Source organism: Enterococcus canis NBRC 100695, assembly GCF_001544375.1.
Classification (GTDB): Bacteria; Bacillota; Bacilli; order Lactobacillales; family Enterococcaceae; genus Enterococcus_H; species Enterococcus_H canis.
Genome location: NZ_BCQJ01000013.1, coordinates 38,507 through 51,830, shown reverse-complemented (window position 1 = coordinate 51,830; position 13,324 = coordinate 38,507). Strand labels below are relative to the sequence as shown.

The 13,324-nt window shown below is 34.3% G+C and carries 7 protein-coding genes and 3 pseudogenes; all 10 read left to right on the top strand.

Going from position 1 to position 13,324, the window contains the following annotated elements; genetic code table 11:
• Positions 1-127, top strand: a pseudogene (locus ECA01S_RS14595) (PTS mannose transporter subunit IIAB); the annotation flags it as partial.
• 22 nt (positions 128-149) lie between these two features.
• Positions 150-1,052 carry a PTS mannose/fructose/sorbose/N-acetylgalactosamine transporter subunit IIC gene (locus ECA01S_RS12850; protein WP_010746315.1) on the top strand — a complete coding sequence of 301 codons (903 nt, stop codon included), beginning with the start codon at positions 150-152 and terminating at the stop codon, positions 1,050-1,052.
• The gene (locus ECA01S_RS12845) at positions 1,039-1,848 is read left to right on the top strand and encodes a PTS system mannose/fructose/sorbose family transporter subunit IID (RefSeq protein ID WP_010746314.1); all 810 of its coding nucleotides are present in this window, start codon (positions 1,039-1,041) and stop codon (positions 1,846-1,848) included. Before ECA01S_RS12850 ends, ECA01S_RS12845 begins: the two co-directional genes overlap by 14 nt.
• A gap of 17 nt (positions 1,849-1,865) precedes the next feature.
• Positions 1,866-2,270: a PTS sugar transporter subunit IIA gene (locus ECA01S_RS12840; protein ID WP_010746313.1), complete on the top strand. Its 405-nt coding sequence runs from the start codon at positions 1,866-1,868 to the stop codon at positions 2,268-2,270.
• 300 nt (positions 2,271-2,570) lie between these two features.
• Entirely contained in the window at positions 2,571-8,255 is a 5,685-nt protein-coding gene (locus ECA01S_RS12835; protein ID WP_016250144.1) for an endo-alpha-N-acetylgalactosaminidase family protein, read from the top strand.
• A gap of 443 nt (positions 8,256-8,698) precedes the next feature.
• Positions 8,699-9,153, top strand: a pseudogene (gene tnpA, locus ECA01S_RS12830) (IS200/IS605 family transposase).
• 289 nt (positions 9,154-9,442) lie between these two features.
• A pseudogene (gene tnpA / locus ECA01S_RS14590) lies at positions 9,443-9,890 on the top strand (IS200/IS605 family transposase).
• 909 nt (positions 9,891-10,799) lie between these two features.
• Entirely contained in the window at positions 10,800-11,519 is a 720-nt protein-coding gene (locus ECA01S_RS12825) for a metal ABC transporter ATP-binding protein (RefSeq protein WP_016250145.1), read from the top strand.
• Between the two features lies 1 nt (position 11,520).
• Positions 11,521-12,363 carry a metal ABC transporter permease gene (locus tag ECA01S_RS12820; RefSeq protein WP_002297294.1) on the top strand — a complete coding sequence of 281 codons (843 nt, stop codon included), beginning with the start codon at positions 11,521-11,523 and terminating at the stop codon, positions 12,361-12,363.
• Positions 12,360-13,310, top strand: coding sequence for a metal ABC transporter substrate-binding protein (locus ECA01S_RS12815; protein ID WP_002297295.1), 951 nt, complete (start codon positions 12,360-12,362; stop codon positions 13,308-13,310). Before ECA01S_RS12820 ends, ECA01S_RS12815 begins: the two co-directional genes overlap by 4 nt.
• Positions 13,311-13,324 lie beyond the last annotated feature (14 nt).

The following is a 13,324-nucleotide window of genomic DNA, read 5'->3' as shown; positions in this document are numbered from 1 at the left end:
GTCGATTAATGTTGTGGATCAGGATGTTGAAGTTTTTAAACAATTGAATGACAGAGGCGTTCATTTAATTGCCCAAATGGTCCCAAGTGATAAAGCAGACGAATTTATGTCTTTGTTAATTAAATAAAAAAGATATAGGAGGAGAAAAAATGGATATTATATGGTGGCAGGTCTTATTATTATCTTTATACGCAGGATATCAAATTTTAGATGAATTGCAAATTTACTCTTCAATGAGTGCTCCTGTTTTTGCAGGCCTTTTTTCTGGTTTGGTAATGGGAGATGTTGTAACAGGTTTATACATTGGTGGTAGTTTGCAGTTAATGGTATTAGGTGTAGGGACTTTTGGTGGAGCTTCTAAAATTGATGCTAACTCTGGAGCGATTTTAGCAACAGCATTTTCTGTAGCTCTTGGAATGGATCCGAAGCAAGCTGTAGCTGCGATAGCGGTTCCGGTAGCTAGTTTAATGATTCAATTAGATATTTTGGCACGTTTTGCTAATACGTTTTTTGCGCATCGCATTGATAAAAATGTAGAAGATATGGATTATAAAGCAATCGGTCGAAATTTCTTATTAGGGGCGCTACCTTGGAGTTTATCTAGATTAGTGCCGGTGTTCTTAGCTCTAGCATTCGGCGGAGGAGTTGTAGAGAAGGTAGTAACTATTTTAAATGGAGATTTAAAATGGTTAGGAGATGGATTATCTGTAGCAGGGGCTGTTTTACCAGCTGTAGGTTTTGCAATTTTATTAAGATATTTGCCAGTTAAAAAACATTTTCCTTATTTAATTTTAGGATTTACTATAACGGCACTGCTAACCACAGTGTTTAGCAATATTCAGTTGTTAGGAACTAGTGTAGCTACTGTTGTAAAAGATTTTCAAGGTGTGTTTAATGGCTTACCAATGTTAGGGGTTGCTTTGATTGGTTTTGCTTTTGCTGCAATTAGCTATAAGAATAGTTCAAATAACACGAGTACTCAGAGCCAAAATATTACTAAATCTGAAAGCGGAACTTTAGAGGAAGGAGAAATTGACGATGACGAAATCTAACTATAAGTTAACTAAAAAAGATTTTAAACAAATTAACAGAAGAAATCTATTCAATTATCAATTAGGTTGGAATTATGAACGGATGCAGGGATCGGGATATTTGTACACAATTCTTCCACAGTTACGGAAAATTTATGGGGACAATACACCAGAATTAAAGCAAGCGATGAAGACCCATACACAGTTCTTTAATACATCTAATTTCTTTAACACAATAATTACAGGAATTGACTTGGCTATTGAGGAAAGGGAAGGGATTAAAGCAATTGATACAGTTTCGGGGTTAAAAGCTGGATTAATGGGACCATTCGCTTCTATTGGAGATTCTATTTTTGGAGCATTAATCCCTACTATATTTGGTGCTTTAGCTGCGAATATGGCAATCAATGGCAACCCAACTGGAATCTTTATCTGGATTGTTGCGCAAATGGCGGTGAATGTTTTTCGTTGGAAACAGTTGGAATTTGCATACAAAGAAGGCATATCGTTGGTTACAACAATGCAACATCGACTAACAGCGCTAACTGATGCTGCAACATTGATGGGGGTATTTATGGTAGGAGCTTTAGCTGCTACTATGGTCAATGTAAAATTTGCTTGGGTACCTAATTTTGGGGATGTTACTGTAGATATGCAAAATAATTTGGATATGATTTTACCAAGATTATTACCGGCTGGAATTGTAGGAGCAATTTATTGGATGTTAGGGAAAAAGAATATGACTTCTACAAAGGGAATTCTAATTGTATTGGTAGTTTGTGTTGCTTTATCTGCCTTAGGAATTATATCTAAATAAACGGGAGTAATAGTATAATGAAACATAATTTAGTATTAATAAGTCATGGAAAATTTTGTGAAGAATTAAAAAATAGCGCTGAGATGATTATGGGACAACAGGATAATATTTTTACAGTCTCTTTATTACCTTCAGAAGGGCCAGAAGATTTTCGAAAAAAATTTTTTGATACTATCGAGGGGCTAAGCGAATATGTCGTTTTTGCAGATTTAATGGGCGGAACACCATGTAATATTATTTCAAAAGAGATAATTTCTGGCAAGGATATTCCGCTGTATGCAGGAATGAATCTGCCAATGGTTATTAGTTTCATTAATGGGGAGTTAATTAATGCGGAAAGTGATTTCGTAGTTGATGGAAAGAACGGTATTTGTGATGTAGGAAAGGTAATTATTGAAGATTTGGAAAATGAAGATGACTAGAAAAGGCACCTAGAATTCTTATCTTTTGATTTTTGTAATTTACTTTCTCATAAAAGATAAGGTTATCGTCAATTGTATTGTGTGACGTTGATCTTATCTTTTTAGCTTTTTGTGGCTCTTTGTCAAATAGGACTGATAAGTTGTGAAAAACGAAGCTGGAAGTTAAGGATCAATTCTGATTCATCTACCTCATAATTATAGCCCCCGATAAGTGTTTCGTCTTATGAGTGAAGTGAATGAACAAAGCTAACTAAAGATAAGTTTATCTATGTGATATATCAAAAATGGGAGAGGGATAGAATGATAAGGAAACGTTTAAAAAAACATAAAAAGGGTAAATTAGGGGCTATAGCTCCTCTTTTGTTTATAGGTTGTACAGCGACAGTTTTCTCAGTAAATAATCAAGTTGCTAGAGCATCAGAACAACTAGCAACGAACCAAACAGTAATAGAAAATTCCAATGAGGACAGCACTATTTCAGATGACGAAAAGACTAAAACATCAACAGCAGGTGAATCATCTGGTATAACAGAAGGTAGCCCAGTGGCAGATGCTGTAGTAATAGAAAGTTCCAATGGGGACCATATATTAACTAATGAATCTAAAGATGCGCCTTCGTCAATGGATGAAATATCAGGACAGCCCGCAACGAACCAAACAGTAATAGAAAATACCAATGAGGACAGCACTATTTCAGATGACGAAAAGACTAAAACATCAACAGCAGATGAATCATCTGGTATAACAGAAGGTAGCCCAGTGGCAGATGCTGTAGTAATAGAAAGTTCCAATGGGGACCATATATTAACTAATGAATCTAAAGATGCGCCTTCGTCAATGGATGAAATATCAGGACAGCCCGCAACGAACCAAACAGTAATAGAAAATACCAATGAGGATAGCGCTATTTCAGATGATGAAAGCACGGAAAAGAAAGAATGGGTTTCTTTTTCAGAAATTCCTGGCACAGTAGTAGTTAATGAAGTGGAAGGAATTCGTTATAATACATTATCATCTACTTTTGAAAATGATAATGGGGAAAAGATGGCTTTATTTGAAAAAGAGGGGTTACAGGTTGATGATACAGGGAATGCTACAGTAAATTTGTCTTTTGTAGAGTTATCTGAACCAGGAGAAGGTCGGTTTGGGGTTTTATTGAAATATGGACAACCAAATTATATAATGGTTGGGTATGATAGAGAAGGATGGTTCTGGCAATACAAATCTGCAGTTGATTCTGCTTGGATGACAACTAAACGTTCTGTGTCAGCACCAACGAAAGGCTCAAAAAATGAATTAATGATTAGTCTAAAAAAAGATGGCCAGCTAAACGCGAGTGTTAACGGCGAAAATCTTTTTGATACTTATAATATACCTAAAAATGTGATGGACACTTTAAAAGAAAATAAAATAATTGCTTTAAAGTTGGGCACATTTGGGAACGAAATAACGAAAGTGGATATAAAAACGGATAATCAATCAAATGTTGCCATTTCGAATATATCTAAGGACAAGGAATTGGGAATTACTGTAGATGATTCTAAAATCACTTATGACACGATAAAAACGGATCAGATAGAAGCAGTGATTGATGTTCAATTCCCTAGAGTAAAAGAGTATCATGTTGGGAAGGATATTCTTCCAGGGCAAGTCTACCCTCTTAATATTGTCAAAATCAATGGAATTGATGTTGCTCCTATAACTTCTTTTGAAAAAATCAATGATTCTACAGCAGTATATAAGATGAAATTGAAAAATTTGGAACATTTAATTAATGCAGAAATAGAAGTTCAACTTCAAGTTGTAAATAATGAGTTGCATTTTGAGGTTGTTAAAGTCATCAATTATAATAAAATTGTTATGGGGGAAATAATAGATGATACAAGAAAATTAATTGAAACAATTGAGTTTCCAGGTAATTATTTAGTTTCTGTGTCTAGTAAAGATGACAAAGCTGCTTTTGATGGTGCCAGAATGTCTACTAATACTCATAAAAGAGGGGATGTTCATATTAATGTTACAAATCCAATGGAGGACATTCCGCCGATAGGATTCATGTATGGATTTGTATCTAATAATAAATTAGCAGCGGGTGTTTGGTCTAATTCTCAGTGGAGTTATGGTGGTGGAGCAAATGATTATACTCGACTAACAATTGATAAGGTAACAATTAACGGTGAGAATTATCTTGGAATATCGAGTGCTCCATTTATTTATCAAAGGAATTATAAGGGTCAAGTTTATGATGAGCGTACATTGGAGCTACCTAATGCTAAAGTGATAATTACAAGAGATTTAAATGAGGATGAAATAGTAGACTGGCAAGATGGTGCTATTGCTTATAGACAAATCATGCATTCTGCCAAGGGCTCGGAGGACGTTCCTGATTTGGTTGCGTATCGTATTGCTATGAACTTTGGCTCACAAGCTCAGAATCCCTTTTTAACTACTCTCGATGGCATTAAAAAGATTAGTTTGCATACTGATGGGCTTGGACAGTCAATTTTGTTAAAAGGATATGGGAGTGAAGGGCATGATTCTGGGCATTTAAATTATGCTGATATTGGAAAAAGAATAGGTGGTGCAGAAGACTTTAAAAAACTTATAGAATTATCTGAAAAATATGGGGCACGGTTAGGAATTCACGTTAATGCCTCCGAAACATATCCAGAATCCAAGTATTTTAATCCAGAACGTTTAAAAAAGAATTCTGATGGAGCATATAGCTACGGTTGGAATTGGTTGGACCAAGGGATTAATATTGACGCTTCGTATGATTTGGGACATGGTAGATTCAAGCGATTCCAAGATTTAAAAGAAGTTCTTGGAGAAGGTCTTGATTTTGTATATGTAGACGTATGGGGAAATGGTCAATCAGGAGATAATAGTGCGTGGGCTACTCATCAATTGGCAAGGGAATTAAACGATAATGGATGGAGAGCAGCTTTTGAATGGGGATATGCTGGAGAGTATGATTCTACATTTCAGCATTGGGCAGCCGATTTAACTTATGGCGGCTATTCATTAAAGGGAATCAACTCTAGTATTGTACGTTTTATTCGTAATCACGAAAAAGACTCATGGATTGGAGATTATCCTTCTTATGGTGGGGCAGCAAATAATCCACTTTTGGGTGGATATGATATGAAAGATTTTGAAGGATGGCAAGGGCGTAGTGATTATGCTGGGTATATAAAAACGTTGTTTAAGAGTAATCTTCCAACAAAATTTATTCAACATTTTCAAGTGACAAATTGGGAAAATGGAACGCCTGTGTTTATGAAGGATAATGGTGAAAGTTACGAATGGATTCCTGAATTGGAAATAAAACTAAAAGATGAAGAAGATAGAAGGTTAGTTATTTCTAGAAAGTCTAATGATGTGCGCGATGTTGGTTATAGAGAACGTATAATGACGCTAGATGGTCGCAAAATCTATGATGGCTCTGCATATCTTATTCCGTGGGATTGGGCGAGTGATGGCAGTAAATTATCTAAGAATGACCAAAAACTTTATTATTATAATACCACAACAGGTAGTACTACATGGGAGTTACCAAGGGACTGGTTGGTAAATAAAGTCTATCTGTATAAATTGACAGATCTTGGGAAAACAGATGAAACTATTGTAGAGGTTGTGGGTGGTAAGATTACGATTGATGTAAGTATAGAGACTCCGTATGTAATTTATCGTACACCGCATAGTAATGAAAAAGTAGTTTGGTCAGAAGGTATGCATATAGTTGACCAAGGATTTAACAGTGGCACATTGAGAGATTGGAATATAAAAGGCGAAAGGGATAAAGCTGAGATTGTTCGTTCGCAAGGAGATAATCCGATGTTGAGGATTATGAATAATAATAAAAAAGTGAGTTTGACCCAAAAATTAAGTGGCCTGAAGCCAAATACTAATTATGCTGTATACGTTGGAGTAGACAATCGTAGCGATTCAAGTGCAGAAATTTCTGTTGATACAGGAGAAAAGACGTTTAGTAATGCAACGGGTCGTTCTATTGCTTTAAACTTTGTTAAAGCTTATGCTCATAATACTTTAAAAAATAATGCAACGATTAATGACCTTAGTTTTTTCCAAAATATGTATATTTATTTTACAACTGGAGAAAATGTAGAGAATGTAATGTTGATTCTCTCAAGAGATGCAGGAGAAGAAGCAACTTATTTTGATGATATTCGAATTTTTGAAAATAATTCTATAATGTTTAATGGCTCACACGACAGTGAGAAGGGAATATTTAAACAGGATTTTGAAAATGTTCCACAAGGAATCTATCCTTTTGTAATAGGTGGAGTTGAAGGTGTAAGTGATAATCGAACCCATCTTTCAGAAAAAAATCCTCCTTATACCCAACGAGGATGGAATGGGAAAAAAATATCTGATGTTATTGAGGGCAATTGGTCACTTAAGACAAATGGATTGGTAGCTCGTAATAAACTTCTTTATCAAACTGTTCCACATAATTTCCGATTTGAACCGGGAAAAGTTTATCGAGTAAGTTTTGATTATGAAACTGGTTCAGATGATACGTATGCATTTGTTATAGGGAATGGTCAATATCAAAATGATCCTTCTGAATTAACAATGTATCCTTTGAAAAATACTTGGACCAATAGTGAAAAACCGGGAAAAGCAAGTTATTATGTAACGGGTAGTGAAAATGGAAATACATGGATTGGTGTATTTTCTACAGCAGCAGCAGCCAATACACATGGGGTTAAGGGGAATGCAGCTAATTTTGGCGGATATCTTGATTTTGTGATGGATAATTTGGTTGTGGAAGAAGTTAAGGTGACACCGGCTACTAAACTGGAATTTGCTGTTGAAGAATTCCTGCCATTTGATGATTCTTTATTCACGAAGGAAACTTCAGATAGATATAAAGAAGCATTGGGTAGAATTTTAACGGCTGACCCACGCGTGTTAACCTTAGATGAAGTAAATAAACTAATAGAGGACATAAGAAAGAAAAAAGAAGAACTGGTTCTTAAAAAACTCTATATAGATAAAAGTGATATTGACAGTATGGGAGCGAATGAACAACCTGGGAAGGGAATAGAATTGGCTTTTGATGGCGATACCAATACAAATTGGCACAGTAAATATGACGATATAGCAATTGATAAACCTGTAAAAATTGACTTAAAAGTTCCCACAAGTATTAAGGGATTTGTATATGTTCCTCGTCTATCTGGAAAAAATGGGCGTGTTAAATCAGGTGTATTAGAAGTAACAGATATATCAGGAGAATTCATTACGTTTGAATTTTCTGAATGGGGAAATGATAGTAACGAAAAAAGTATACTATTTGAACAGCCGATTGAGGTTACGTCAATTAACTTTATAGCAAAAGAGTCTTATGGGGATATTCCAAATAAATTTGTTTCTGCTGCAGAATTGAAATTCATGTTACAGACAGAAGAAAGTGTAGAACCTGATAGAACGATTTTGATAGATACTTTATTATCAGTTGGGAAGAAAATGGGAGAAAACAATAATGAGGTCAAGTCTATTATTTCAGAGTTCAATCTTTATGACAAATATAATTTAATAACGAAAAATATATTAATAACCTTAGTAAATAGGTTGAATAGCTTGATTGATGATCCCAAAACACCGATAGAGAAAAAGATAAACGATTTTGAAGGCGATCCTAAAAAAGTTAGAAAATTATCGCAGGACGTTCAGCAATTCAATAATAAATATCAATCTATGCCCATAATCACAAAATCCGACAAAAAGAAAGTAAGTAAGGGCGAGACACTACATGATGATTTCGAAGATGATTTTTCTGAAAAAGTTAGGAAATTATCGAGGGATAATCAGCAATCCAACAATAGGTACCAATTACTTCCAAAAACAGGAGAAGTTTCTAATAAGGGATGGCTTGGTGGTCTTCTATTAATTTTTTCCTTAATAATTACAATGATTGGTTATAAGGGTTGGAGTAAGAGGGAAAATAAATTCTAGCTTATAAATTTTATTGAGTAAGTTCCAATTTTGCCTATAGCAAACCGCTCATAGGGACAATAAAGGCTTCTTTGAATCTAAACTTTGTAAAGGGAGATAGTGAACATAGCGAGAACGTCCATTTGGCTCTAGGTTAATAGTTTATTGTTGAAAATCAAATTGAATGGCTCTTCGTTAATGAGTGTTGGTGAAGAATTTCAACAGAATAAAGGCTCTTTGTCAAATAGGACGGATAGAGTGATATACGAACATCTAAGGTAGAATTGATTTTCTGCTTTAGATGTTTTTTTATTAATGACTTTAGTCAGTTGAAATCTCTAAAGAGATTTCAACAAAAAAAACACTCGTACTGCGCGTGGAGGTCAGAGCTTTAGCGATAAAAACTCCTTTCGATATAATAGATAAAGGCTACCAACCGTTATCAAGTCGAAAGGAGTTTTTGAATGGCGAACGACGATAAAAGTTTAGCACATACTCGTTGGAATTGTAAGTATCATCTTGTGTCCACACTAAAATATAGAAGAAAAGTAATATATGGTCAATTGAGGCGAGATATAGGGAAATACTAAGAAAATGGTGTGAGATGAAAGAAGTCGAAATCATTGAAGCGCATGCAATGCCCGACCATATCCATATGTTGGTAAGAATTCCACCAAAGTTGAGTGTATCAGGTTTTATGGGTTTCTTAAAAGGAAGAAGTGCAGTAATCATTCATGAATGTCATGCGAATTTAAAATACAATTATGGAAATCGATCCTTTTGGTCAAAAGGCTATTATGTGAGCACTGTAGGACTGAACCAAAAAACGATAGCTAAGTATATACGAGAACAAGAAGCAGAAGATCGAGTAAGGGATAGTATAAACAAAAGAGAGTATAAAGATCCATTTAGGAAGTAACAACTAGATAAGAATAGAAAGGTAGCGGTTGGCGGTCTCTAAAAAAGCTCTCTTAAAGGGAGCAGCAGGTAGCGAGCCCTTCTAGGGCTATTTACTTGGGAATCCGCCCAAACGTATTGCTTGAGCGGATTCTTTTTTATGTCTTTGGCTCTAGTGGTGGAGTATGCGAACCAAAAACACCTGATATGAGAGTAGAATAATAAAAAGTCCTACTAAAAAACTCCTTAATCGCGTTAAAATGTAGTTAGTTAGGCCATATAATAACGGAAAGAAGAGATTCAAATGGTTCATAAGTAGTAGCTCTGCTTATACAAAGCAGGGACGTAAATATCCTATTACATTCACTCCAAAGTATAGAAGAAAGATCATTTATAATCAATATAGAGCTGATTTGCAAGAAATAATCAAGCGCCTATGTAGAGCTACAAAGGAGTGAAATAATTGAAGACAATGTAATGCCAGATCATATATATATATTGCTAAGTATTCCGCCCAAAATAAGTGTTTCGAGTCTCATGAGAGATCTAAAAGGGGAAAGCACCATGATGATATTCGACAAACATGCAAATTTGAAAGATAGGTTTAGAAACCGCCATTTTGAGGCACAGGGACATTGTGTAAGCACGTGTGGTCTTAAGAAGCGACAATAAAGGAATATAATCAAAGGGTGATGTGGTTTTAATAAACTGAGTGTTCCAAAATACAGTGACCCTTTTAATTTAAGGGTTAAAAAGTAGGATAATTTCCTCTTAAAAGGAAGTGAAAGTGATAAAACCAGCACCTTGAGGTACTGACTAGTAGTAGAGGCTTATAGCCTCAGTGCAAACTACCCTCCAAAAGGTGTTTATGATTTATGATAAAAGTCTTGGAAACACTAGACGATAAACAAAAAGGAATCCTGTTAAAAGCTAATGAACTCTATAAAAATCATTTGGAAAACACCGTTCATTTTATTGATGATGAAATAAGCGGAATACAGTTTACTCGTTCAGAATTTATACAGTGATGAACGCAGTAAAACAGAGAGGTATCGATTGTGCCAGCGTAAAGGATATGTCAAGAATAGGCAGAGATTACCTCAGAGTCAGTCAATGTATGAAATATTAAGGCAAAAAAGGAATAAGACGGATTGCCAACAACGTAGATAGTTTTTACAAAGCCAATGATTTTACTCTCTTTAGAGACATTATGAACGAGTGATGTGTAAGAGACATCTCAAGGGAAATCAATTCTTTATTCAAGTAAAAGGAGAGAGCGAAAGTCACATAGGGAGAACTCCACCTTATGTAACATATTAAAGATAGTCCGACACTCTGTACAGAAAAAGAAGTTTTTTGTAGTTCTAACCCTATTTTAAAAGATTTAACAGGTAACATTCGGATCTTTATCTTGTGAGTGTCATTATTGACAATCTAGCTGTCCGTTAATTATATGAAGATACCTTTCCTTTTTCCAGAGAGTTATTTTTTGAAAAAGTTAAGTTTTTAGCTGCTAAGCCAAGTAGTTTTCTAGTAGGAAGTACATGGAACTATCTTTTTTGAAATAAATAATAAAAGTGAACAAACTTTAAAATTAGGGTTGACTAAAATATAATTTTTGTATACCATATGATCGTGATAATCATTATCATTTAGAAGGAGAAAGTTATGTTAGAAGTGAAAAAGCTTAGTGTTAGTTATAATAATTTTTTGGCATTAAAAGAGATTTCTATAGAAATACAAGAAGGCACTTTAACGGGAATTATTGGTCCAAATGGAGCTGGGAAGTCTACGTTGCTTAAAGCAATGCTAAATATTGTCCCTCATCAGGGGAAGGTGTACGTTAATAATGAAGATATCAGTAAAAATTTAGCAAAGATTGCGTATGTAGAGCAAAAAGCAGATATTGATTTTACCTTTCCAATAAAAGTAAAAGAATGTGTATCCATGGGAACCTATGCTGAATTGAAAGTTTTCCAACGAATTAAAAATTCAGAATGGGAAAGAGTTTTTAAGGCTTTGGAAAAGGTCAATATGGAAGAATACTCTAATCATCAAATAGGAGAATTGTCTGGGGGGCAATTTCAACGTGTACTTTTAGCAAGATGTCTTGCTCAAAATGCGGATTTCATATTTTTAGATGAACCATTTGTAGGGATAGACTTAGTTAGTGAACGAATAATTATGGATACGTTAAAAGAATTGAAACATCAGGGAAAAACAGTGCTAATTGTGCATCATGATTTAAGCAAGGTAAAGAAGTATTTTGATAATATTATTCTTTTGAATCGAAATCTAATTGCTCACGGAAGTGTAGAATCTGTATTTAATGAAGAGAATTTAAAAAAAGCCTATGGAGATACTATATTTATTGGAGAGGGGGAATAATATGCTTCAAAATTTTATTAATGGTCTGTATGACTTTCACTTTTTACAGAATGCTCTAATTACATCTGTAGTTATAGGGATTGTTTCTGGAACAGTAGGTTGTTTTATTATTTTAAGAGGAATGTCTCTTATGGGTGATGCTATTTCTCATGCTGTTTTGCCAGGAGTAGCAATTTCTTATATTTTAGGCATTAACTTTTTTATTGGTGCGATTGTATTTGGTCTATTAGCTTCTATCATTATTACTTTTATAAAAAGCAATAGTGTAATAAAAGGAGATACAGCAATTGGTATTACTTTCAGTTCTTTTTTAGCATTAGGAGTTATCCTTATAGGAGTTGCAAATAGCTCAACGGATTTATTTCATATCTTATTTGGAAATATTTTAGCTGTACAAGATATTGATAAGTGGATTACAATTGGCGTTTCTGTTTTAGTGTTGGTTACAGTTGTTCTATTTTTTAAAGAATTATTAATCACTTCTTTTGATCCATTAATGGCAAAAGCAATGGGGATGAATGTCAGTTTTTATCATTATCTATTAATGATTCTATTAACTTTAGTAGCAGTAACAGCTATGCAAAGTGTGGGAACTATATTAATTGTTGCAATGTTAATTACACCAGCTGCTACAGCATATTTATATGCAAACAGCTTAAAAACTATGATATTTATTTCGGCGACAGTCGGAGCGTGCTCATCATTGCTAGGTTTGTTCATTGGTTATAGTTTTAACATAGCAGCAGGATCAAGTATTGTTTTAACAGCGGCATTCTTATTTGTAATTAGTTTTCTAATCTCACCAAAACAAAAATTTTTAAGAAAGAAGGAGAGAAAGTTATGATGAGAAAATGGAAAGCAGTACTGGGAAGTCTGGGGATTTTGATTGCTCTTTTTATATTCGGGGCATGTTCAACAAATAGTAAAGACAAAGATACAGTGGCTTCGAACGAAAAATTAAAGGTAGTAGTTACTAATTCGATTTTAGCAGATATTACTGAAAATATAGCAAAAGATAAAATTGATTTACACAGTATCGTACCTATTGGGAAAGATCCCCACGAATATGAACCTTTGCCTGAAGATGTTCAAAAAACTTCAAAAGCAGATTTGATTTTTTATAACGGTGTTAACTTGGAAACTGGAGGAAATGCTTGGTTTACAAAATTAGTAAAAAATGCGAACAAAGAGGAAAACAAAGACTATTTTGCAGCAAGTGATGGCATAGATGTTATTTACTTAGAGGGTCAGAGTGAGAAAGGGAAGGAAGATCCCCATGCTTGGTTAAATTTAGAAAACGGTATTATTTACGCTAAAAATATTGAAAAACAGTTAGCGGAAAAAGATCCTGATAATAAAAAATTCTATAAAGAAAATCTAGATAAGTATATTGAAAAATTGGATTCTCTAGACAAAGAAGCTAAATCTAAATTTGCTTCAATTCCGAATGATAAAAAAATGATTGTTACAAGTGAAGGATGCTTTAAATATTTCTCGAAAGCGTATAATGTGCCTTCTGCTTACATTTGGGAAATCAACACTGAAGAAGAAGGAACACCAGATCAAATAAAACACTTAGTTGAAAAATTACGCACAACAAAAGTTCCCTCCTTATTCGTAGAAAGCAGTGTGGACGATAGACCAATGAAAACAGTATCAAAAGATACCAATATTCCTATCTATTCAACGATTTTTACTGATTCAATTGCAGAAAAAGGACAAGATGGTGATAGTTACTATGCGATGATGAAATGGAACCTGGATAAAATTGCTGAAGGCCTTTCGAAATAATTTGGAGGGTAGGT